Annotated in this window: 17 protein-coding genes; 2 read left to right on the top strand and 15 right to left on the bottom strand. The window is 53.6% G+C overall.

The features are described 5' to 3' along the window. Nucleotides 1–2: 2 nt before the first annotated feature. The 6 genes from EV294_RS30810 to EV294_RS25185 all read right to left on the bottom strand — a co-directional run bounded on the left by EV294_RS30810 (nucleotide 3) and on the right by EV294_RS25185 (nucleotide 8,118). Nucleotides 3–560 carry a sensor histidine kinase gene (locus EV294_RS30810; RefSeq protein WP_243711794.1) on the bottom strand — a complete coding sequence of 186 codons (558 nt, stop codon included), beginning with the start codon at nucleotides 558–560 and terminating at the stop codon, nucleotides 3–5. After that, nucleotides 515–1,951, bottom strand: coding sequence for a cache domain-containing sensor histidine kinase (locus EV294_RS25205; RefSeq protein ID WP_243711793.1), 1,437 nt, complete (start codon nucleotides 1,949–1,951; stop codon nucleotides 515–517). The genes EV294_RS30810 and EV294_RS25205 overlap by 46 nt, the downstream gene beginning before the upstream one ends. Then, on the bottom strand, nucleotides 1,908–3,602 hold the full coding sequence (locus EV294_RS25200) for a type 2 periplasmic-binding domain-containing protein (RefSeq protein ID WP_132311926.1): 1,695 nt from the start codon (nucleotides 3,600–3,602) through the stop codon (nucleotides 1,908–1,910). The genes EV294_RS25205 and EV294_RS25200 overlap by 44 nt, the downstream gene beginning before the upstream one ends. Nucleotides 3,603–3,687: 85 nt before the next feature. Continuing rightward, on the bottom strand, nucleotides 3,688–4,587 hold the full coding sequence (locus EV294_RS25195) for a carbohydrate ABC transporter permease (RefSeq protein WP_132311924.1): 900 nt from the start codon (nucleotides 4,585–4,587) through the stop codon (nucleotides 3,688–3,690). Nucleotides 4,588–4,590: 3 nt separating this feature from the next. Further along, on the bottom strand, nucleotides 4,591–5,481 hold the full coding sequence (locus tag EV294_RS25190) for an ABC transporter permease (protein ID WP_132311922.1): 891 nt from the start codon (nucleotides 5,479–5,481) through the stop codon (nucleotides 4,591–4,593). 165 nt (nucleotides 5,482–5,646) lie between these two features. After that, nucleotides 5,647–8,118, bottom strand: coding sequence for a beta-mannosidase (locus tag EV294_RS25185; RefSeq protein ID WP_132311920.1), 2,472 nt, complete (start codon nucleotides 8,116–8,118; stop codon nucleotides 5,647–5,649). Between the two features lie 190 nt (nucleotides 8,119–8,308). Here EV294_RS25185 and EV294_RS25180 point away from each other — a divergent pair, with 190 nt between their 5' ends. Further along, the gene (locus EV294_RS25180) at nucleotides 8,309–9,148 is read left to right on the top strand and encodes an AraC family transcriptional regulator (RefSeq protein ID WP_132311918.1); all 840 of its coding nucleotides are present in this window, start codon (nucleotides 8,309–8,311) and stop codon (nucleotides 9,146–9,148) included. A 103-nt stretch (nucleotides 9,149–9,251) separates the two neighbouring features. On the opposite strand, the gene EV294_RS25175 is transcribed toward EV294_RS25180, so the two are convergent. Then, nucleotides 9,252–10,283: an NADH:flavin oxidoreductase/NADH oxidase gene (locus EV294_RS25175; RefSeq protein ID WP_132311916.1), complete on the bottom strand. Its 1,032-nt coding sequence runs from the start codon at nucleotides 10,281–10,283 to the stop codon at nucleotides 9,252–9,254. 217 nt (nucleotides 10,284–10,500) lie between these two features. Here EV294_RS25175 and EV294_RS25170 point away from each other — a divergent pair, with 217 nt between their 5' ends. Then, a complete protein-coding gene (locus EV294_RS25170) occupies nucleotides 10,501–11,373 on the top strand; it encodes a LysR family transcriptional regulator (protein ID WP_132311914.1) in 873 nt (290 codons plus the stop codon). A 133-nt stretch (nucleotides 11,374–11,506) separates the two neighbouring features. On the opposite strand, the gene EV294_RS25165 is transcribed toward EV294_RS25170, so the two are convergent. The 8 genes from EV294_RS25165 to EV294_RS25130 form a co-directional block, all read right to left on the bottom strand. Then, nucleotides 11,507–12,133 carry an SGNH/GDSL hydrolase family protein gene (locus tag EV294_RS25165; protein ID WP_132311912.1) on the bottom strand — a complete coding sequence of 209 codons (627 nt, stop codon included), beginning with the start codon at nucleotides 12,131–12,133 and terminating at the stop codon, nucleotides 11,507–11,509. Between the two features lie 125 nt (nucleotides 12,134–12,258). Then, nucleotides 12,259–14,175, bottom strand: a complete 1,917-nt coding sequence (locus EV294_RS25160) for a beta-N-acetylhexosaminidase (RefSeq protein WP_132311910.1) — start codon at nucleotides 14,173–14,175, stop codon at nucleotides 12,259–12,261. Beyond that, nucleotides 14,172–16,421: a beta-glucosidase gene (locus EV294_RS25155; protein ID WP_481856092.1), complete on the bottom strand. Its 2,250-nt coding sequence runs from the start codon at nucleotides 16,419–16,421 to the stop codon at nucleotides 14,172–14,174. The genes EV294_RS25160 and EV294_RS25155 overlap by 4 nt, the downstream gene beginning before the upstream one ends. 59 nt (nucleotides 16,422–16,480) lie before the next feature. After that, a complete protein-coding gene (locus EV294_RS25150; protein ID WP_132311906.1) occupies nucleotides 16,481–19,000 on the bottom strand; it encodes a glycoside hydrolase family 3 N-terminal domain-containing protein in 2,520 nt (839 codons plus the stop codon). A gap of 42 nt (nucleotides 19,001–19,042) precedes the next feature. Next, the gene (locus EV294_RS25145; protein WP_132311904.1) at nucleotides 19,043–19,927 is read right to left on the bottom strand and encodes a carbohydrate ABC transporter permease; all 885 of its coding nucleotides are present in this window, start codon (nucleotides 19,925–19,927) and stop codon (nucleotides 19,043–19,045) included. Nucleotides 19,928–19,942: 15 nt separating this feature from the next. Continuing rightward, nucleotides 19,943–20,812, bottom strand: coding sequence for an ABC transporter permease (locus EV294_RS25140; RefSeq protein WP_207918196.1), 870 nt, complete (start codon nucleotides 20,810–20,812; stop codon nucleotides 19,943–19,945). 253 nt (nucleotides 20,813–21,065) lie between these two features. Beyond that, entirely contained in the window at nucleotides 21,066–22,595 is a 1,530-nt protein-coding gene (locus tag EV294_RS25135; protein ID WP_132311901.1) for an ABC transporter substrate-binding protein, read from the bottom strand. A gap of 76 nt (nucleotides 22,596–22,671) precedes the next feature. Continuing rightward, nucleotides 22,672–24,306, bottom strand: a complete 1,635-nt coding sequence (locus tag EV294_RS25130) for a response regulator (protein WP_132311899.1) — start codon at nucleotides 24,304–24,306, stop codon at nucleotides 22,672–22,674. Between the last annotated feature and the right edge of the window lie 6 nt (nucleotides 24,307–24,312).

Below are 24,312 nucleotides of genomic sequence, written 5' to 3'. Positions count from 1 at the left end.
CCCTATCGCCCCTTCTTAATGACTGGCTGGACCCGGCAGGCCGGAAAATCAATCGTAACCAGCGTCCATGCTCCCAAAGCGCTTTCTATCGTATAACGGGCATCGTCGCCAAAATACAGCGCCAGCCGCTCCTTAATATTCGTGGAGCCAAAACCGTTCCCTTTCCCTTCGTACACTCCCTCAGCCAGCTGCCTGATCGTATCCCCGGAAATGCCCTGCCCGTTGTCGAACACCGACATAATGACCCGGCCATCCCTACTATGAATGGAAATACGGATGAAAGCGTCCTGCTTGCGGACAATAGCGCCATGCTGGTAGCAGTTCTCCACAATCGGCTGCAGCACCGTCTTGATCGTATACAAGTCAAGCGCCGATTCGTCGATTTCCCACTCAAGCCGGACTTTGCCCGGATAGCGGAATTCGCAGATTTCCAGGTATGCCTTCACATGCTCTACCTCTTCCCTGATTCGGATAACGCTAATCTGATTGTTCAGTGTCAGCCGGTAGAAGGTCGTCAGCGCGTCGATAATCTGAATTTGCTCCTGATCCCTCGCATCCATGGCGCGCAGCGGAGCAGCCCCAGCGAATTATAGATAAAATGCGGATTGATTTGGGCCTGCAATGCCCTGAATGCCTGCTCCTTCTCCTGCAAGCCGGCTTGCGTGATGTCTTCGACGAGTTTTCCTAGACGTTCGGACATCAGGTTAAACCTATTTTCCAGGTCGCCTAATTCGTCCCGCTCGCTGTAGCGGATGGCCGCTTCGAATTCACCCCGGGACAGATCGCCCATTCGGTTGCCAAGCTTGCGGATCCGCCGAACGATGTTCTGCACGACGGTCATCATCAAAGATACGGACAGCAGCAAAAAGAAGATCGTAATCCCGGCAATAAGAAGCAGGATCATGCGGTCCTGGGTGCTGAGTTGCCTCATCGCGGTGGACGAAACAACGCTCCAACCGGAAGATAGCGGCTTAACGATGAGCAGCTCTTTGCTGTGCGTGAGATCCAGCCAATGAGCTTTATCGTTGATGTCGTCCTCCTGGAGTTCCTCTTGCCACTCGCTTAGCGCAAGCCTTTTCCCGATCTGCTCCCGGTCGGTTGCCGCCAGGATGCTCCGGTTGTTATCCACGATGAACAAGCTTCCCTTATCGTTAAACGGACGGTCGACCCGCTCCCCGAATACAGCGTCATAGTCCAGCAATATATAAACGAGACCCAGCGGAGTCCCCGTCCTGTCTACAATCTTGTGCGTGATGACGAAACGATCCTGGCTTCCCGGCACGCTGCTCCATTTGAGAGGCTCCGCGGCAGCCATGGTATCCCGATACCACGCGCTTTCCTTCTGGCCCGCAATGATTCTCGATTCCGGGCGCCATAACAGCTGACCGTCCTGCACGAGCGTATCGTTCGTATGATAAATGCGGAAATCCAAAATGCCGGGCAAATACTTGCCCGTAAGCAGGAAGGTGCGGTCCACGTAATTGACGGTATCCACCACTTCCGTCATATCGACGTACTGCCTGGAGAGACGGGCTATCAGCTCGCCGTCGGTCGCCGTTCGGACGGCCAACAGATCGTAGTTTCGTTTGCTGAAATCGGTAATCTGCGCCGTCTGCAGGACCGTCTCATCCACGGCGGACAAATAGCTGTTGTGGAAGCCGCGGGCAACCAAATACGCGGAACCGCTTCCCAATAGCAGCGTAGGCAGCAGCAGAATAAGCACGTATAAGGACAAAATCTTGCCGCGGAGACTCATGCCGCGGGTAAATCGGATGATCCATCGAGAGAGAGGGAAGCGCAAAAGGCCCCGCTCCTTTCCTGAAAAATGCCCGGCCGCAGCCGACGGAAGGGAAGCCGGCATCCCGGCTTCCCTTCTCTTACGGCTGAGCTGCGCCGTATCTATGTGTTTATGCTCCTGGGAATTGCTTGGATAGCAGCTGATGCCATTCATCCTTCAGCTCGCTCCAATGCGCGCGCTTCTCAAGCGCCGACTGGAACTCGGTCCATGCCGCTTCGAAGGCCTTGTCGTCCTTGGCCATCATCAGCTTGGCCTTGTATTCCTTCCTTACGTTTTCCAGCTCGGGCGAATATTTCTCCCACAGGCTGCCCGGTTCCGATTTGACCAAGTCATACGGCTCCGCAACCCGAATAGCTCCCATTTTGCTGATTGCGTTGGTGAAATCGATTGTCTTCTGTCGTCCCGCTACGGTGTCGGTAGCCTCGTAATTCCACCATGGATACCACTCGTTGCTGTACGAGGACGTTGCGTAAAGCTCAGGCGTTGTGCTTGCTTTCTTCGCTGCATCGCCGGAATCGTGAAGCGCCGTGTAGTTCTCGTCGATATAATGCCATTTGCCCAGCGGCTTATCCACCCAATCCCAGAAGGTTCCCGCAGGTCCTTCATTGACGACTTGCTGCATTTCCGGCTTAGGCGTAAGCGTATAATCGAAGAATTTGAGTATGGCGTCGAGATTTTTCGTATTTTTGCTGATATACACGTCATCGCCCGGATTCGGATTAATGATGGTGTTAATGCCGACTTTGTCTACGCCGGCCACCTTAGGATACGGAACAGTCTGATAATACCAGGCCGGTGCGGTAGGTCCGTTCAGCACTTCCCACAGATGTGCATCCATGTTGAAGAATCCGCCAACGTTCATCGCAATGCGTCCGGACTGATTTTTTTCCTTGTAGCGCTCTTTTTTGTCCGTGATCGCTTCTTTGTCGATTAGTCCTTCGTTGTACATTTTGTTCATCCACTTGTAAGCTTCTTTGTATTGCGGATTATCATAGATGAACTCGTAGTCGTCGCCCTTCTTCTCCACCGGTACGACGCCGCCGCCGCTGGTCGATACGCCGAACGTGTTCAGAATGACGTTCTCGTCGTTGGCATCCGACAGGAAGCCCAGCGGGATGAGCTTGTTGCCGGAGGCGTCGGTCTGCTGGCTTGCCGCCTTCAAATATTGCTCCACGCCTTCAATCGTAGCCAAATCTTCTTTCTTCATGCCCGCTTTCTCCAGGACGTCCTCGCGTACGAACCAACCAAGAGATGCCCAGCCCGGCCATGGATCTTCCGGGTTCTGGTCATACCACGTCGGAATGGACCAGATATGTCCGTCCTTGTCCTTCATCGCATCCAGATATTGCTTCGGAATCGAAGCGAGTCCCGGATATTTGTCCGGCATGTCGAAGTATTTCTCAAGCGGCTGGATCGTACCGGAGCGAACCATCGACGTATTGATAACGTCGCTCCGCCCGAAGATGGCCGCATCATCGAAGCCGCCCGTATTCAGCTTCAGGTTAAGCGCGGTGGAAGCGTCGCCTTGCGTGGATTCGATCTGCACATCGATGAACGGTTCATTCTCTCTCCAATATTTTTGCACCATGCTGTCGTTATTGACGGTGGTCGTCCATCCGAGCCACAGATTAAACTTTCCTCCTTGCTGCTTGCCTCCCTCGGCCGTCTGCCCGGTCTGTTCCGGATCCTGGGATGGCGAGTTCGTCGAGCTGCCGCCTCCGCCCGAGCAGGCGGTTAAGGCCAGCATAAGCGCGGCGAGCGCGCCGGCTGTGGTCGATTTCGCGTAAAATGCGCGACTTTTCATGTTTTTTCCCCTCTCTGTCTGGCTATTTTGGTATATGTGGTCAATCCTAATACCCTGCGATAACATGCAACAAGAACGAAATGTCTTATCCTTTGACCGAACCGATAAGTACGCCTTTGACGAAAAACCGCTGAAGGAACGGATACACGCACAGAATGGGAATGGCGCTTACCATGACGGTTGCCATCTTCACGGACATCAGCGTCACCTGAGCCAGGTTTTGGCTGCCCCGCGCGAGTGCCTCCACGCTATTATTGGAGCCCATCACCACCGAGATATCCTGTGCGGAGAGCAGCTGCTGCAAGAACGTTTGGACCGGAATGAGATTCTGGTCCGAGACGAAGAAGGCGCCGGCGAACCAGTCGTTCCAGTGCATAACGCCCGTGAAGAGACCAAGCGCGGCGAGCATCGGCTTGGATAACGGAATGATAATCGAGAACAGGACTCTTGGCGGCTTCGCGCCGTCCATCTCCGCCGATTCGATCAACGCTTCCGGAATGCCTTGGATAAACTTCAGCATGACGAACATATTCCAGGCTGAAAAGGCGCTTGGCAGAACGTATACCCAGAACGTGTTGATCAGAGACAAATCATACAGCTGAATATAGAACGGTATGAGACCGCCGCTAAACAGCATCGTGATCAGAACGATCGCGAGCAGCGTCTTTCTCGCCGGCATCTGCCTGTAGGACAAGGCGAACGCGGCCAGCAGCGTCACCAGAAGCCCGCTCACCGTGCCGATAATCGTTCGAAGAATCGTAATCAGGTAAGAGTGCTGAATGACCTTGTTGCCAAGCACGATATGGAAGTTGGACAACGTGAATTGCCTCGGCCACAAATATACGCCTCCCTTGGCGGCGTCGCTGCCCGTGTTCAGGGAAATCGCCAGCATGTAAACGAACGGATACAGGACCGTCAGGCAGAGCAGCAGAAGGAGCAGGGTAATAACCGCCTGTCCGAACTTTTCGCCGGTTGAACGCTTCATCGGTTACCAGAGCCCCTCTCCGTTGATTCTTCTGGATATCTGGTTCGTGCTGAGAACCAGCAGCAGACTGATTACCGAAGACAACAAGCCTACTGCCGTCGCGCTGCCGAAATAGCCTTGCTGCAAACCGCTTCGGAGAATATACGTATCCAGAACATCCGCAACCGGCTGGTTGGCAGGGTTCATCAGCGGATAAATCTGATCCATGCCGACCGCTATGAGACTTGGCATGCTGAGGATCAGGACGATGGAAATCGTCGGCAGAATACCCGGGAACGTAATGTGCCGGATTTGCGCCAGACGGCCCGCTCCCTCAACCTTGGCAGCTTCGTAAAGCTGCGGGTCGATGGACGTAATCGCGGCCAGATACAGAATCGTGTTCCAGCCTACTTCCTTCCACAATCCGCTCGCCACGATCATCGGGCGGAACCACTCGGTCGAGCCCAGGAAAAATACCGGATCGCCGCCGAGAGACACGATCAGCTGATTAACGAGACCGTTGTCCAGCGTGAGCAGCGACTGCAGAATGTAAGCGACTACAATCCAGGAGAAAAAATGGGGCAAATAGCTGACCGATTGCACGAATCGCTTGAAGCCCCCGCGGCTTACCTCGTTGATCATCAAAGCTAAGATAATGGGGGCGGGAAAACCGAATACGAATTTAAGCAGCGCGATGTACACGGTGTTCTTCACCACCAGCCAGAATTGGCTGTCCTGAAGGAATGCGAAATTTTCGAAGCCGGTCCATGGGCTGTTCCAAATCGTATAGCCGATATGGAAGTCCTTGAACGCGACCTGTATGCCGGCCATCGGCACGTAGCTGAACAGCAGAAGCAGCACGACGGCCGGCATGATCATGAGATATTGCCATTTGTATTTAAGTATGGCAGACATCGTATCACCTCTTTCTAGCTTAATTGTACGCAGCGCCTGCCTTTCGAACTACGCAACAACGATTGGTTTTCTATCGCTATGTTTGTCAATTTGATTGGCACCCCCGAAGAGAAAGGACACACGCAAACGGCTATTGCCTGGCATGTGTCCTCCCTTTAAAGAACGTTATTCAAACGTATCGTATAAGCTAGTAACCGCTAACTGTTCGCGGAACGCAGCCAGGCTAAGCGGCTCGGACAAGCCGTCCTTCGGTACCGTCACAACGGCCGGACGGCCCGCAGAAAGAGCAAATACGTTGTTGCTCCAGCGGGCGTCGGCATGACTCAGCTCCAGCAGGACAAACGGCGCAAACGCCTGGCTCTCCAGCTTGACGACAAAACGGTCGTCTTCCTCCGTCACCTCGGCGCGGATTTCCGGATTCAGCAGCTCGAAATGCTTCGGCTTCACGAACAGGGCCGTACCCTCGCTGATCGTCTCACCGCCAATGACAAATTCGAAGGCGAGATAGCTTTGGCTGAGCAGCTGCTTGGTCGACAGCGTCTCCGAGAAGTCCAGCGAGACGATCTCTTCCGAAGCGAGCGCATCCAGCGTTACGTCGGCTTCTCCGAATTGGATCGCCTCCGACTTGCGGTCCAGCAGCCGCCAGCGGAGCTGCCCGCTTACGGCCTGCAGCGATTCGTTGGTCACATGAAGCGATACCGTTGTCCCTTCTTCCAGAGCGGATGCAAGCACCGGCGCAAAAAACCGCTTGGCGGCATGATGCGTCGCCTTCCATCTGCCGAAGTAATCCAGGCTCGACCAGGATGCGCCCGGCCAGATGTCGTTAAGCTGCCAGTAGACCGCCCCCATGCATCTGCCCCGGTTGCGTCTCCAATGCTCCACGCCAACCCGCATGCCTTCGGCCTGGATGAGCTGGGAGACGTACAGCAGCTTCTCGAAGTTTCTCGGGTATTTGAAATACTCGCTGATGTAATACATGATCTTTTCGTTGCCGGTGCCGTTCTTCTGATGAGCCTCCATCACCCGCGAGAAAATATTGCGGTCTTCGGGGAGCGTAAACGTCTCGACCGTCTTGATGGACGGGAACGATTGCAATCCGAACTCGGACATAAAACGGGGATGCAGCGTCCGGTATTCCGTTATCGGCTTGCGTCCGTGCCAGACGTCCCAATAATGCATGTCGCCGATATTTTCATTATTCGGATCGTCGATCCCCCCCTTGGATGAGGGCGATGATAGCAAATAGGACGTATTTGGATCAAGCGACTGCGACAGCGCCGGCAGGAACTCTTCGAACTGCTTCAGGTAATCGTCGCGTTGCTTCTCGCCGTAACGCTCCGTCCAGCCCCAATACGCCCAGGCGTATTCCAGCTCGTTATTTCCGCTCCATAGGCCCAGCGAGGCGTGGTGGCGGATCCGCTTCATATTGTCGATCGTCTCGAGGCGGATATTTTCCTTGAACTCGTCATTGAAATCGTAAGCGCCGCAAGCGTATAAGTGATCCTGCCATACGATCAGGCCATGCCGGTCGCACAGGTCGTAGAAATAATCGTCGGCGTAATAACCGCCGCCCCAGACGCGGATGCAATTGTAGTTAGCTTCCACGCAGCTTTGGATCAGCTGTTCCGTCCGCTCGTTGCTGCGCCGCCCGAAGATATTGTCCTCCGGAATAAAATTGGCGCCCATCGCGAAGATCTGATGACCGTTTATTTCAAACGCAAACGACTCACCCCACTTATCCGGCTGGCGGACGACCCGCAGCGTCCGGAGTCCAATGCTCAGCGAGCGTTCATCCAGAATCCGGTCTCCGCTCCGCAATTCAACCCGAACCGCATATAAAGGCTGGCTTCCGAGATTGTTCGGCCACCATAACTCGGGATCCCGAACCTCAATCGCAAGACTTGCGCTGTCTCCGATTTGAGCGGCCGACGCCCCAAGCGTCCTTCCGTCCGGTGTCTCGATAGTAGCGTATAGGGCAAGCGGCTCATCGGAGGACCAGCGCTGCAATTCCGCGGCGATATTCACGTTGACGTTATGGTCGCCATGCTGCTGCGTAAGGTAGATATCTTCGATCCGGCCGATATGGAAGCCGCAAAGCGACATGTCCCGCCAAATCCCCATATCCGGCAGCTGCGGACCCCAATCCCAGCCAAACATGCTATGCGCTTTGCGCAGATGCGAGATGCCCGGTACGGCGTCGGCGCAGCTCGTTAGAAAAAGCTCCTTATCCTTCGCAAGCACGAAGTTCGTGGCTGAGCGGATAATGACGTGAATCTCATTGCTGCCTGCGGTGAGCAGCCCCTTCACATCCGCTTCGTAGGTCCGGTGCATATTGTCCGTATTTAAAACGGCTTGTCCGTTGACGTAAACCTCGCAAAGCGTATCCAGTCCTTCGCAGCGGAGCAGCACGCGGTCCATGAGCAGCAGATCCTCGTCGACGAGGAAGCTGCGGCGGTATTCGTAATCGAACTTCGTCAGCTCCAAAATATCGTATTCGTTATCGCGGAAGTAGGGATCCTCCATCTTGCCCGCAGACAGCAGATCATGAAATACCGAGCCCGGAACAATGGCATTGTTCCACTCCGCCTCATCCGTTCTTTTCATCGTCCAATTGCCGTTTAGCGTTACTGAGCGCATGCTTATCAACCTGCTTTCAAATATATGGATTGTACTGGAATGATGCGTCCGACTAACCGCTATGACGAAAGGGAAGCATGATTCGGGCTTATCGTAGCACTCGGCGAGAGAATTCGTCTTGTAACGCAGATGCTTTTTTTGTGCTATATTAACATCAAATAACTAACAACGACTTAAGGAGGCAGCCGCCATGACCGCTCCCATGCTGTACGCGGCAGCTTTGATTGATCCGCTTGTGCAATCCAATTTTCACATCGTGGATTCGGTCAGGCATGCGTACCCTCTGCACGGACACGACTTCTACGAAATCTTTATCGTCATTTCCGGCCGGTGCACGCACCTGGTCAATGGGAATACGCAATTGTTGAGAGAGGGAGCCATGGTATTCATCCGCCCCGACGACACGCATGGCTATGATTTGCTGGAAGGAGAGGACTGCCAGTTCCTGAACGTCAACTTCTACAAGGAAGTCGTAGAGGGCGCTTTCGATTATATCGGCCACGCGGCGTTTGCCCAGGCGCTCCGAAGTCCGCAGCTTCCGCCCGTCATTATGCTGCCCGGAACGGACATGGAGGCTCTCATGAGAAAAAGCGAGCAAATCCAGCTGTTTAACTCGACCGACAAACAGAAGGCAAGAACGATGGCCCGCAGCTTCTTAAGCGATGCCTTAACCCATTTCTTCCTCGAGTTCCGGAACGACAGCACGCAAGCGCTGCCGCAATGGTTCGACCATCTGCTCGCGCAGCTGCAGCGGAAAGAAAATTTCAGCGCCGGACTGCCCCGCCTGAGAGAATTGACGGACCGCAGCGACGGCCATCTTAACCGCGTATTCAAGCAATATCTCCGCATGACGCCAACGGCTTATTTAAACCACCTGAAGCTAGGCCATGCCAAAAACCTGCTGCTCACCACGCAGCTTCCCATCGTCGATATCGCTTACGAAGCCGGGTTCGATAATCTCAGCCATTTCTACCATCTCTTTAAAGACGCCTACGGGATTGCGCCGGGGAAAATCCGCAACTGGCAATGAAAAGCAGGCTATGCAACAAAAAGAGGCTGACTCAACCTAGGATTGAGTCAGCCTCTTTGCGATATTTGGGGCACGCCTATCAGGCTGTCCCGCCTTCGTTATATTAATCGCGCGGGAAGCCGCGCTCGTATTGTCTTGGAGCATCGATTTCTTTGTGGAGAACGGTTGCTGCTTCGAGAGCCCAGTATGGATTGCGAAGCATCCCACGGCCAACGGCTACGAGGTCCGCGTCTTCGTTGCCGATCACGGAGTTGGCAAGCGCTGGATCGTCTAGTCTGCCGACCGCAATAACCGGGACTTTCAATGCTTCTTTAATGGCTCTAGCGAGAGGCACCTGGTAACCCGCATGCGTGCCCGGTCTGCCCGCAGCCGCAATTTGACCTTCTCCACCCGCGCTGATATGGAAAAGATCAACGCCGGCCTCTTGAAATTCTTTCGCAAAGGCGATGCTTTCGTTAATGCCATAGCCGCCTTCTACGTATTCCCTAGCGGAAATCCGCATAATTAAGGGCATATGGGCCGGCATTTCGCTTTTCGCGGCTTTAATGACTTCTGTTCCGAACAGCGCCCGGTCTTGGCCGTATTTATCGCTTCTTTTATTCGTCAGCGGGGACACGAACTGATGGATCAGGTAGCCATGGGCACCATGGATCTCAATCGTATCTACGCCAGCCTGTACGGCACGGCGCACGGCAAGTCTAAATTTCTCCACCATTTGCTCTACTTCTTCGGTAGTCAAAGCTCGAGGCGTTTTGGAATTTTCGTCAAACGGGATAGCCGACGGGGCTACCGGCAGCTCCGCATCCTCGGCCTTACGGCCGGCATGGGCAATCTGAATGCCTATTTTCGCCCCATGCTGATGGACGGCATCGACAATGCGAGCTAAGGCCGGAATATGATCATCCGACCACAATCCCAGATCATAGTCCGTAATCCGGCCGTCCGGCTCGACGTCGGTCATTTCGATAATAATCAATCCCGCGCCGCCAACCGCGCGGCTGACGTAATGCGTGTAATGCCAATCGTTTGCGATGCCGTCTTTGGCCGTTACCGAGTATTGGCACATCGGCGGCATAACGACGCGATTTTTCAAGGACAAGCTCTTAATCTCGTACGGAGTAAATAAGTGCTTCAAAATACAATCTCTCCTCTATTTCTATAGTTCCACGGCTCCGATCCGGCTACATCATAATGTACCCAGGTTTGGACAACTCATGAACAGGCTTTTGTAAAAAAGGTTACAGAGCCCATTATACCCTCGCCTCTACAATAAAACTAATTATATAAATTGCATTAAACCATAAAAAAATTTATAATCCGTTTTATTGAACTGTAGAGGGTGGAACATCAAAATGGTCGATTTTGAATGGTATCGAAGCTTTATCGCCATATACAAGCATCATTCGGTCTCCGAAGCCGCCAAGACCAGAATGATGACGCAGCCCGCCATGAGCCAGCACCTCGCCGCCTTGGAGGCTGAAGTAGGCGAAGCCTTATTTACGCGCGTATCCAGGAGACTTGTCGTAACCGAGCGGGGCAAAGAGCTGTATTCCCGGGTTGCGCCGTTAGTTGAATCGCTGGAGGAAACCACGGCCGCGCTGAAATCCACGTCCCTGCCGAACAATAAAGTGTTCCGCATCGGCTTGTCTCTGGAATATTTCCAGGAGCTGCTTCTTCCCAAGGTTGCGAATTCCGGCATGTGCAGCGTCTCTTACTTCGGAACGGCGGATCAATTGCTGGAGCTGTTGAAGGAGGATCAGGTGGAGCTTATTATTACTCCGAAGAAATTTATCGTGCCCGGCATTGAGTATGAGCTGCTTATGGAAGAGACGTTTACGATTATAACACCGGCATCGCTTGAGATCCCCGAACTTCGTCATCCCAAAGAAATCGAGGAATGGCTGTCCGGGCAGCGATGGATTTCTTACGGGCTGGAGCTCCCGATTATCAGGCGTCTGTGGAGAGAGCATTTCAAGAGACGTCCTCTAATCAAGCCCAAGCATGTGATTCCTAATCTGCATGCGGTTATTAGAGCCGTCGAGATGGGAGCCGGAATCAGCGTCATCCCTACCTATCTGCTCGATAATTCGAAAGCTGACATTCATACCTGCTTCGACAATCTGACCGTCACCAATGATCTGTTAATTGGCTATAAGAGCAAGCACAAGCATTTGCCTGAGCTTCAGGAAATTATTTCGATTATCCGCCGAGATGAGAGAACATAAAGTTCTTTATCGGAGATCCAATAAAATCAAGGGTTTTCGGCGAGTCAAAATCGATGTTATTAAATTAATGTTGTTTAATAGGGGACACACCAGCATCCTCTGCCCTGAGAACGATCTCTTCTTTTACTAATGATTATTCCAGCATGGCTTTTATTTCTCTGGCAACCGTTTCTCCCAACTTCCTATGCTCCTCAGCGTCAAAATGCAAACCATCAATTTCGCTTGTCGTAATAACAGCAGCTAAATCGAGGATGCTTGCATCTGTATAAGGCTTCAGCTTGTTGAAAGCCTCGCCTAGCCTTCTCGACTTGGCTTCTCCGCCGGCAAATATACTGGCGGACAACCCTGCCTCCCGAATCGGCGGAGGGACGAGCACTAATACTTGGGGACTCGTTCGTTCGCCGTCTCCGGGGAGCGTCGAGCGAACGAGTTGAACCAGCGACAGTACGCTTAGCGCAATATCCGCAGCGGAAACGGCATATCGCGCCTTTAGATCATTGGTTCCAAGCATAAGCACAACCAGCTCCAGCGGTGCGTGCGATCGCAGACAAGGAGGCAAATAAGCTTTGCCGCTCATCACATTTTCTACCGGGTCCTCCCATACGGTTGTCCGCCCCGGCAGCCCTTCCTCTATGATCTCGTATTCTTGTCCAAGCAGCTCCCGAACAATACCCGGCCAGCGAACGTTCCGGTGGAATCGTCCTCCTCGCGGGTTTAAGCCGTACGTGTTGGAATCTCCAAAGCATAAAATAGTGTTCATCGTGCCGGTATCCTCCCCTTTACATTCTGATCGTTTTTCATAGGACACTTTTCCAAACTCATTGCATGGTAGACCACGCCTTTATACTGCAGGCATCTAAAAATACCATCCGCGCAAGCCCCCCATCACTGCTGCAGCTGTTCCTCATACTGCCCGATCAGCTTACGAAAAGCCGCCATACTGTCAGCCAGACCGCCTTCGCGGTTGCGGGCCAGCCAGAGACGCTTGAATTCATCCATTACCGTCAAGAGCTCGGTATGCAGATGCTTCAGCCAATCCAACAGGGCCGCATCATCCGCGAGCTCCTGGCGATAAATATACCGGTGCAGGCCGGCTCCTTGCTTGATTAACCGCAGCGTATTTAACAGCTCGTCCTTCACAAGCTCCGCGTCGGGACCAAAGAGCTCCAGTGCTTCAACCTCCCCGCGCCGCGCATCCAGCCATTCGCTTATTTCGGAATAACGATAGTCGAGCTCGAATGGCGTGCCGACGCCTCCCAGAAGCTTCGCAATGCGTGGCAGCAATTGGGTGTCCCGCTCAAGCGTCTCTTGGGAGGACAGCCCGTGGTTCAGCAAATAACTCGTATAAGTAGCGTTTTCAATCGTACATCTCTCCATGTTGCAGTAACGGCCTAAAGTCATGAGCAGCTCTCCGCCGATTCCGCTTCGATCCTGCAGCATCCTGAGCGAGACATGATGCTTGAGCGCATCCAAATGATCGAGATTGGCGTTCAACTGCCAGCTGGCACCGGCTGCAAACGCAAGACCCGGATAACTGACGGACGGTACCTGCCAATGTCCGCCATCGCCCCAATCGGTGACGAGCAGTCCTGCCGCGCCATACGCCAGGCCATTCCTCGCCGCATCGGCAATATTTCCAAGCATGTTGTCCGTGCGGCCTGCGATGGAGGACCAGCCGCTTGTTCCCGGGCAGACGTAATAGCGGATATGATGCTCCTGCAGCCTTCTGCAATGCGGTTCGTACGGAATCGGAGCATCGTAATTCCAATGCAGCACCGTAACATCGTCCGGCAGATCGCTGACAAGCTCCGGATGATGCGTAAGCACGTCTCCCCACATCATCGGCTTTTTGCCATGGGAACGGACTATAGCAAACATCTGCTTCGCATATTCCATGTAAAGCTTGCCGACGCCAATCTCGTCCGCCCGCTCTTTGCTCGCGCCGGTGCCAAGCCCAAACGGCTCGTCCATATTCAGATTGACATATTCGGAAGAGAAGTTCGGGAGCAGCTCGTCGAACAGATCCTTGGCAAGCGCAGCAGAACGCACGTCAGCCGGATTCATGGTCGTAGGCGGCAGCTTGAAGGACATCGGCGTTGGCATTCCTTCCGGATGCTCCGCTATATCCCGGAGCTCCGGCTTCGTAAGCCACGGATACATATGGCCCAGACAATTCTGGCTTGGCACGAGATCGATAAACCGTTCTGAAGCGTAAGCGTCCAGCTGCCGGTATTCCGCAGCCGTTAAAGGCGTTGCTTCCGGGAATAAAGCGCGATATTTCTCATAATCGAAGCTATACCCCTCCATATAAAGCTGGAGATGATTGAACTTCAACGCGGCTATTTGATCGACGAACGCGAACAAGGTTTCCATCTTCGGAATTTTGTTCCGGCCGATGTCGAGCATAACGCCGCGGACCGGAAAATCCGGTTCATCCTCGATCAGGCAATGCGCCCACTCCCCTTGCTGCGACTCCATCATCTGTCCGGCGGTGAGCAGCGCGTAATGAAGGCCTTGTGCCGTGCTTGCCGCGAGCCGGAGTCCCGCGGAGTTCCACTCCAGAATATAACCTTGCGGATGAAGTCCGGGCTGATGCTCGATAACGGCCAGCGTTGCCGCATGCTCCGTTGAGTCCGCAGCCGAAGCGTAAGCGGCAAGGCGATCCGCGACTTCAAGCTTTTCCGCCATCCGTACCGCTTCTTCGCCAACCGGATAAATCTCGAACCGGACGGCGGCAGGCGATTTTTTTCCTGACGACTTATAGCTCCGAGGCTGAGGATAGAGATAGTTCGGCGTTGTCATCGTTCTTGTCCCTCCTGATCTTGCGCATTCAGCTGCGTCAATATAGCCTGAAGTCCCGCTTCCGTAAACTTGCCTCCGCTAAACGAGAGCAAACCGCGAAGGGGCATATGCTCCATAAAGGCCCGCAGCATCGCGGCATGTTCGTCCGCGAGTCCGGCAGAGAACGGAAGGTTAGCGATAAGCTGGTTAACGAATTTTTGTCCGGATGAGCTTTGGCTGATCTCCGACAAGGTCGAATTGCGATGGTACACCATTCTGCGGACTGTCGTCGACTGCACGGTTACGGTCTCAGACAATATGATATCCTGGGAGGAGCGCCCAATCAGCAGCTCAAATTCGCCGGTTTCTACGATCCAATCATGAAGTTCGCTGTCATAATACGCAAAGCTTCGTTTATCCAGCTCAAACGATACGATTTTGGATTCGCCCGGCTCCAGCCGGATTTTATCGAATCCCTTCAGCTCCTTGTCCGGACGGATGACCGTACTTTCCTTGTCCCGCACATAGAGCTGGACGACTTCCATTCCTGCCCGAAGGCCAATGTTGGTCACTTTGACGGAAACATGCAGAGTCTCGTTATCCATCATCGTTTCTTTATCCACGGTAAGCTCCGAATATGCAAAATCCGTATAGCTTAGACCATGACCAAACGGGAAAAGCGGCTTGATGTTTTTCTTGTCGTAATAGCGGTAGCCGACAAAAATCCCTTCCCGGTACTCCACTTTATCTCCTTCGCCCGGGAAGAACAGATAGGACGGGTTGTCGCTCAGCTGTACGGGGAACGTCTCCGCCAGCCGGCCGGAAGGATTAGCGTCGCCAAACAGCAGATCGGCGATTGCCCCGCCTAGGGCCTGCCCGCCCAAGTACGCTTCAAGCACGCCTTTGGCGCTATCCAGCCATGGCATCTCGATGGGGGCCCCATTGCTAAGAACGACGACCAAATTCGGCTGCTCCTTGCCGATGGCTTCGATCAGCGCAGCTTGATTGGCCGGCATCCGCAAGTGCTTGCGGTCAAACCCTTCGGATTCGTAACGGCTCGGCAGCCCCGCAAACAGAACCGCAACGTCCGAAGCCTTGGCCAGCTGAATGGCTTCCGCCATAAGCTCTTCCTCCGGCTCCTCCGCATTCAGCTCATAGCCCTTCGCATAACGAAGCGTTGCCGTGTCTCCGGCTGACTTCGCAAGCTCCTCGCTTATATCTTCAAGCCGGGTCGGCCGGATCTGGGAGCTTCCGCTTCCCTGATAACGGGGCTCTTTGGCCATGGCTCCAATGACGGCGATTTTTCCGCCTTTGGCAAGCGGCAGAATACCGTCTTCATTTTTGAGCAGCACCATGCTTTCGCGCGCGATTTCGCGGGCCAGCCGATGATGCTCTTCCGAATCAACCACCGTATCCGGACGCCGCTCGTCCACCGCGCGAAACACGATGTTCAGCAAGCGCTCAACGGCCTCGTCCAGCTTGGCTTCCGCAAGCTCACCGTTTCGTACTGCCTCTATAATTTGCTGCTGGCCCTCCCCATGGCTTGCCGGCATTTCGAGTTCAAGTCCCGCTGCAAGACCTTTAGCCCGTTCATTCACCGCTCCCCAATCCGACACCGCAAAACCTTCGTGACCCCATTCTTCCTTCAAAATATCCGTGAGCAGCTCTTTATTCTCCGACGCGAATTCACCGTTCACTTTGTTGTACGCGCACATCACCGTCCAAGGCTGAGCTTTCTTCACAGCCCCTTCAAAGCTTGCCAAATAAATTTCGCGCAGCGTCCGCTCGTCTACAATCGAATCGGAGGTCATGCGGCGGTGCTCCTGATTGTTGGCGGCGAAATGCTTCAGCGAAGTCCCTACCCCCTGGCTCTGTACGCCAAGGATATGATGGGCAGCCATCTCGCTGGACAAATACGGGTCCTCCGAGAAATATTCGAAGTTGCGTCCGCAAAGCGGCGAGCGCTTAATATTCGCTCCCGGACCGAGCAGCACCGCTACTTCCTCGGCTTGGCATTCCCTGCCGAGCGCTTCGCCCATCCGCCCGATCAGCTCGCGGTTCCACGAGCTTGCAACACCCGCCGCGGACGGGAAGCAAGTAGCCGGAACGCTGTCGAACAAGCCTAAATGATCCGCCGACGCGCGCTGCTTGCGCAGACCGTGCGGGCCGTCCGTTACCATCACGGACGGAATGCCAAGGCGTTCAATGCCGCGCGTATGCCACGTATCCGAACCGGAGCACATACTCGCCTTCTCTTCCAATGTCATTTGCGCGATCAGCGCTTTTATATCTCGTACCTGAGCAGTCAATTGAAGCATCTCCTTCGCTATTCGATTAATTCCATTCGGGCTGTCCGCACATCGCGGCTATTAGGCCCAATCATGATGCGGAAGTCTCCGGGCTCGGCCCTATAGCCGTTGTTCGGCGACCAAAACTCGAGGTCCGTACGAGTAATTTCAAACACGATCTCCCGGCTTTCCCCCGCTTTAAGCGCCACTTTCGCAAAACGCTTCAATTCCTTCACAGGGCGCACTACGCTGCCATGAACATCCTGGATATACAGCTGCACCGTCTCCTCTCCTGCGCGGATCCCGGCATTCGTGACCGTTACGCTTGCACGGAGAGTTTCGCCTTGCTTCATTTGATGCCGGTCCAAGGTGACTTCCCCGTATTCGAACAGGGTATAGCTTAGTCCGTAGCCAAACGGATAAAGCGGCTCATTGGGACCATCCAAATATTTGCTGATATATTTCTCGGCTGCGTTCGCTTCCGTAAGCGGACGTCCGGTACGGAAATGATTGTAATAAACCGGAACCTGTCCGGTGTGTACCGGGAAGCTCATCGTCAGTCTGCCGGCAGGGTTGTAATCCCCCGCAAGCACATCCGCAATGGCATGTCCCGCCTGCGAGCCTAGGAACCACGTCTCAAGAATCGCATTTACTCTATTCTCCAACCCTGTCAGTACAAGCGGACGTCCGTTTGTCAGCACGAGCACGACCGGCTTGCCGACACGAATGACGGCGTCAGCCAGCCGAAGCTGCGCCTCCGGCAGCTCCAGACTCATTCTTGATGCCGCTTCGCCGGACATATCACTGCTCTCTCCAAGCGCCAGAATGACCAAATCCGCTTGCCCGGCTTGTTCTACCGCGGCCTCAATTCCCCCTTCAAGAGGAGCACTCACTCTGGAACCAGCAGCAAACAGCAAGCTTTCTTCCGGAATGCCCTTTTCCCGCAGCCCTTCGTACAAGGTCACCGTCTCATGGCCGTACCGGGAAAATTGCCATGGTCCAAGCAGATCCTTGCTGTCGGCGAACGGACCGATCAGCGCGATTTTGCCGGCGTCCGCCGCAAGCGGAAGCACTCCGTCGTTCTTCAGCAGCACAATCGATTTCCTCGCCAGCTCTCGGCTTGCCTGGAGATGAGCATCGCTGAAATGAGATTCGATCTCTTGCTCCGGACGGATATAACGGAACGGATCATCCATCAGCCCGGTCTTGTACTTGAGGGTCAAAATCCGGCGTACCGCTTCGTCCAGCTGCGATTCCGACAGCTTGCCTTCGCGGATAAGCTCCGGAATATAATCGTAGGAACGGGTTACCATCTCGATGTCCATCGTCGCGTTCACCGCGTGCTTGGCCGCTTCCTTGGCGTCCTTCGCATAGCCGTGTTCCACAATTTCGTCAACCGCGCCGTAATCCGAGATCAAGATGCCTTCAAAGCCGAGCTCATCCCGGAGCAGCTCCTTCAGCAAGTAGGAGCTTGCGGCCACCGGGATACCTTGATAAATGTTAAAAGCGTTCATCACCGAGCCTGCGCCGGCTTTAATCCCCGCCTGGAACGGCGGCAAATAAAGATTCCGCAGCGTCCCTTCCGAGATATCAACGGTATTGTAATCCCGTCCGCCTTCAGCGGCGCCATAGCCGATAAAATGCTTCAGGCAGGCGATAATCGTCTCCTCTTCCAGAAGAGAACCACCCTGATAGCCATCCACCTGCGCTTTGGCGATCAACGATCCCAGGTACGGGTCTTCGCCTGCGCCTTCCACGACGCGCCCCCACCGGGGATCCCGGGAAATATCGATCATTGGACCATGATTGTACATAATGCCCGATGCGCTTGCTTCCTTGGCCGCAATCGCGCAGGCTTCCCGGATCGCTTCCATATCCCAGCTGCAGGACCATGCAAGCGGAACCGGAAAGATCGTTTGCGCTCCATGAATAATATCGCCGTTGAAGAATAGCGGAATCTTATGCGGCGACTGCTCCACCGCAATTTTTTGCAGTTCGAACACCCGGCTCACGTCAAACGCGCCCAATACCGAGCCTGCACGGCCTTCGGCAATCAGCTTCTCCGGGGGATCCGTCTTGACCGTACCGCCAAACGAGAAGTTGGAAGCCATGCACTGACACATCTGGCCAATCTTGTCCTCCAGCGAGAGCTTGCCGAGCAATCGCTCTACTGCGGCAGCTATTTCTTCGTCCGTGCGATCGACTACCTTGCCGCTGCGGTAAGGCCTCACCGTCTCGGTTAACGCCTCCGACAAGAAAGGACCACGGCCCTTCCCGCCTTGCAGCGCAAACGAACCAAACAACGGGATATACAAGGTCCCTGTAAAAGTCGACTCTTCGAACGCTAGGTCAACCTTGACCTGTTCGTCCGGCTTCCAGAATGCATATCCGGTGCCGCGAAGACTCCCGCTCTCCGCCTCCACCGTTTCCATTCGGATAGGCAGCGGAATAGGCTCCATCGCGATATCCAGCGTATAGTCCGCTTTTTTCTGTATTTTAAATTGCAGCTTCAGCTTAAGCCGCGGCGTTTCTACAAAAGCATGCCATAATCCGATCATCGTTCTCTCTTCTCCCTTCATGTGCTATGGGGCCGGATCCGATCAGCCCTTCACGGCGCCAATCGTCATCCCTTTTACGAAATATTTCTGGAAAAACGGATAAACGAGCAGAATCGGAATAACGCCGATGACCGCAATCGCCATCCGGAACGTTTCGCTTGGCAGCTGGGCCAACGCCTGGGTTGTTCCCATTTTACTGTTCTGGGTCAGGAACTGAATATCGCTCATAATGCGGTTAAGCACGTTTTGCAGACTGAACAAATCCGGATCCGTCACGAACACAAGCCCGTTGTTCCAGTCATTCCAATAACCAAGCGCCTGGAACATGCCGACCGTAGCGAGGATTGGCATCGACAGCGGCAAAATAATTCGGAAATACGTCTTGAATTCGCCCGCTCCGTCGATCGCCGCCGACTCCAATACGGCCGTTGGGATCGTTGTGGAGAAGAAGGTGCGCATGAGCAGCACGTTAAAGCCGTTCATAAGCAGCCATGGGATTAGCAAGGCAAACAACGTATTTTTTAAATGAAAGACTTGCGTATAGATCAGATAAGTCGGGACAAGTCCCCCGTTAAACAACAGCGTGAAGAAGACGATAAACGCAATCGTCTGACCTCCCGGCAAATCCTTGCGCGACAGCGGGTATGCCAGCAAAGAGGTCATGATCAGACTCGCCAGCGTTCCGATCGCCGTCACCAGGATGGTAATGCCGTAAGCGTGGAAAATCTGGCTCGATTGCTTCCAGATGTATTCGTAAGCCTCAAAGCTGAAGGCCGACGGGAAAAGCGTATAGCCGTCTTTTACAATCGCCGACTCGTCGGTAATGGAAGCCATAAACAGCAGAATAAACGGCAAAATACATGCGACTGAAAGAACGATCATAATGACATGCGCCGACCACTGCCAGATTCGGTTTTCTTTATCCATAACAAGGGCTCCTTTCTAGAACAACGCGTTCTCTTTGTTGATTTTGCGGACGACCAGATTGGAGACGAGGACAAGCGCGAAGCCGACCAGCGACTGATAAAATCCCGCTGCGGCGGACATGCCGATATCGCCAAGCTGCATTAGCCCCCGGAATACATACGTATCGATAACGTTTGTCGTGGAGAACAACGCTCCCGAGTTCATCGGCACCTGATAGAACAAGCCGAAGTCCGAGTAGAAAATCCGGCCGATGCCCAGCAGCGTCAGCATGATGATAACCGGCGTAATCATCGGAATCGTAATCTTGCGGATTTGCAGCCACTTGGAGGCACCGTCCAGCTTCGCCGCTTCGTAGTATTCCGGATCAATGCCGATGATGGCCGCCAGAAAGACGATGCAGGAGTAACCCGCTCCCTTCCACAGATGGACGAACGTCAGGATATAAGGCCAATATTTCGGTTCGTTATACCAGTTGATCGGTTCCATGCCTAACGCTGGAAGAATGGTCTTATTAATAAAGCCCGTATCGATGCTTAACACGGCATAGACCAGATAGCTGACCAGGATAATCGAAATTAGGTATGGCAGGATAATGACGCTCTGGTACAAGCGCGATGCGATTCGGCTGCGGATCTCGTTCAGCAGGATGGCGATCGCGACCGCAACGGCTAGTCCAAGCACGATAAATACGGCATTGTAGAGCAGCGTATTGCGCGTAATAAGCCAGGCGTCGCTCGTTTTGAACAGGTATTCGAAGTTCTGGAATCCAATCCAGTCGCTGTGCCACAGCCCCTTGCGGAAGTTAATGTCCTTGAAAGCAATCGACAAGCCGAACAACGGCATGTAATTGTTGATAGCCAGGTAAGCAAGTCCCGGCAGAAGCATGATGTACAGCGGTATGAACCGGCGAAGGCTTCTTCTTTTTCTGCGATGCGTGATGGTAGTCACCGCTTCTCTCCCCTTTCTCGCTCGGCATATTGCCGGGTGGTATCCTTATGGTAATGAATTTCGGCCTCCCCCCTCTACCGCGCGAACGACTTCCGTCTTGCGCTTTACCGACCTTCATTGAACCGTCTCGAAATAGCAAAAAACCGACCAATGCGAGACTAGTCGGTTCTAAGCTTATAGCTTGTTATCTTTATTGGGCAGAGTTGGTCTGCGCCCATGCATCCAGCTGCTTCTGCTTCTCGGCAATAATCTTGTCGATCCCCGCGGCCTTCAGCTTCGAGATAAATTCCGGCAGCACCTTCTCCGGATCTACGCTGCCTGTTTCGAGCGGCATCTCGTATTGCGTAATGACGTTGGAAACGGCGGCATACTCCGTCTTCACCGGTGTCGGGTCAAAGCCAAAGCCAAGCGCCTTGGAACGTTTGGCGGCTTTATTAAACTCCTCCGTCTTGGCCCAGACCGTCGGGTCATTGCCCTTCATCACATACGATAAGAACTGGTTGCCGAACATCCAGCCAAGCGGCATGTTGTAGCCCGTTGTTGTTGCATCTACGCCTGAAGGATATTCAATCACGTTCTCCTCGCCTTGGGATTTGACATAATGAGTGCCTTCAATCCCCCAATCAAGCAAATTGACGATATCTTTATCCGAATACATCAGATTGAGGAATTGTACCGCTTTGTCTTCCAGCTTCGTATTCACCGGCACTCCCCACATGGCACCGGTAACCGTACTGGTCATCGCTACGGCCGGCAGCAGTTCAACGCCAACTAAAGGCGTTCCGGCAGCCTGCGACTCCTGCTCGGCGAAGCCAGGCTTCATGCCCGCGAAATAAGCAAAGCCTTTATTGGATTTGATCAGCTCCCAAGGCGTTGTCTTGGTCGTCGCCGAATCCTTCATAATATAGCCCTGTTGGTACCAGTCGCGAAGTCTGGTCAAGAGTTCCTTGTATTCCTGCGTTTCATAAAGGTTTACAACCTTGAGGCCGTTATCATAGCCCGGCAGCACGCCAATCCCGTCGCCCAGACGGTCATAGAACAAGTAATTGTCCAGATAAGTCTGGCCAGGAGAAGATGGAATAAGCGGCGCAAAGCCTTCTCCGTCTTTGATCGTCTTCAGCACATTGCCGAGGTCGTCGAGCGTTTTGACGGCGCCTGTATCAATATTGTACTTGTCCACCAGATCCTTGCGCATTGTGATGCCGTAATCGGAGGCCATATCCCTTACGGTCGGAATTGCGTAAATCTTGTTGTTCACCTTGGCCGCGTTCAAATAATCGCCAACCGCCGATTTGATGCCTTCGCCATCTTTATCCAGCAGCTCGTCAAGCGGAACAAGCTGTTCCTTCGTTACCATGCTGTTATACAGGGCGCCGGATACAAACATTAAATCCAGCTTTTCATTGCTGGTCAGCATCAGATTCGTCTGCTGCACCCATTCGCCTCCGCTTATGGGCATAAAGTGGACTCTGGCTTGAATTTTTTGCTCCGTGATTTTGTTGATTGCATCCTCCACCAGCTGCAAATCTTTTGGAGACGCGCTTGGAAAAGCAATCGTCAGTTCGTCAATCTTGCCGCTAGGCGCGGAAGACGCGTTGCTTCCCGTGTTTTTCGATCCTGTTTCGCCGTTGCTGCTGTTATTCCCGCCGCTTCCGCAAGCCGTCAAGGTCAGCGAGATGCCAAGAAGCAGTGCCGAAGATACGGCTAATGCTTTTTTCATTTTCATTTCCCCCTCATGATTCATTCTGTGAAGCTGTCTTTATTGTAGAATGACCACGCTTTCTCCTCTGCTGTTCTTACGACTTCACGCTGTCACTTTGACGACTTTCCTGTGCTTGGGGCTGTGAGCGCGACTGCCGGTATTCCTGCGGGTTGATGCCCATATACTTCTTGAAAATGCGGGAAAAATGGGAAAAGTTAGCATAACCAATCCGACTTGCCACCGCGCTCACCGCCAAATCCGTATTCGTAAGCAGCTCGGCGGCAATATGAAGACGCTGCTGCAGCAAATAATCCGAAATCGACATTCCGGTCTCTCGTTTGAAAATTCGGGTCAAATAATCCGGGTTCAAATACACATGGCTTGCTATGTCTTCCCTGGATATCTCATCTGCCAAATGCTGCTGGATATAAGCCTTCGCCTGTTCAACGACGCTTGGCGTTTGCTCCAGCGAATGCATATAATCGATCGATTTGCCTACAAGATGGCGAACCCAGATAAGCGCATCCTTCGCCGAGCGTCCCGCGCGGGCGAAGCGTTCCGCCGACATGCCGTCGCTTAGCAGCTGATGAGCCTGAATTCCTTTTATCTGCAGTACGTAATGAACCATCTGCTGAAAATCCTGCACAAACAGGGCCAGAAGCTGTGGCGTAAGCCGGCCGGCTTCTACCTGCTGTCCGATAAAACGCTCCGCTTCCGCGATTACTTTATCCTTGGCGCCTTCCTTCATCATGATCCCCCACATGCCCATATCGGGAAGCGTATGCGAAGAAGCTGAGCCTTGACGCTCGCCAAGAAAAGAAACGCAGTTGTCCGAAGCCACGTTATCGGCATCCATCCGCTGTAGACGCTGATAAGCGGCGGCCATCTCATGCCCCCGGACGCTCTCTCCGATATAACAGGATACATCGCACTTGAAATAAACGCGGCAAGCTGCAATATAAGACTCGCATAAAGCTTTCAGCCCGGCAGGGTCCGAGCCTTCTTTGCCTCCATTAAGCACAATCAGCATCGTATCGTCGCCAGTCGCAATCAACAGGCCGCTGTCCTGCCGCTGCATGAGAACCTCCTCGGCAGCTTTGCGCAGCGCATATTCCATCGTTTTCTTGTCCCGAAGCGAATATTCCTTATACCAGCGACGGACGCGCAAGAGTATCGGCAGAAAAACCAGCTTGTCGGAATAAGGAATATTCCGTTCCTGCGCGGCCGTACTGATTGCCTGCGGCAAGGCGGGAATCGCCTGGCTGAGCACGTCCAGCCAGAACCGTTCGATCAGCATAGGCTGGTGTTGCAGCCAGAACTTGCCGAACTGGCTGAATTCGCTCATACGTTGTTCCTTCTCCATTTTGCGGATCGCTTTTTCCACGACAACCTTAAGCTCGTCATAAGGGATCGGCTTCAGCAGATAATCAAGACTGCCCAGCTGTATCGCTTGTTTGGCATACTGGAAATCGGCATGGCAGGTTAGAAATATCGTCTCGGTTCCCGGACAATTTCCTCTAACCCACTCCAGGAGCTGCAGTCCCGAAGCCTTCGGCATTTCAATATCGCATAACAATATATCTACCCGTTCCCGGTTGAAGATCTCCATGGCCTGATCGGCATTGTAAGCCGTCATCACCCGCGAGATCCCGATGGAAGGCCAGTCAACGCCGGATTTCAAGCCTTCGACCGCTATTGGTTCATCGTCCACAATAAGCAGCTGACGCATGCCCGT

The organism is Paenibacillus sp. BK033, from assembly GCF_004345425.1.
Lineage (GTDB): Bacteria > Bacillota > Bacilli > Paenibacillales > Paenibacillaceae > Pristimantibacillus.
The sequence above is the reverse complement of the archived record's forward strand: the minus strand, read 5'-3'. Positions and strand labels throughout refer to the sequence as shown.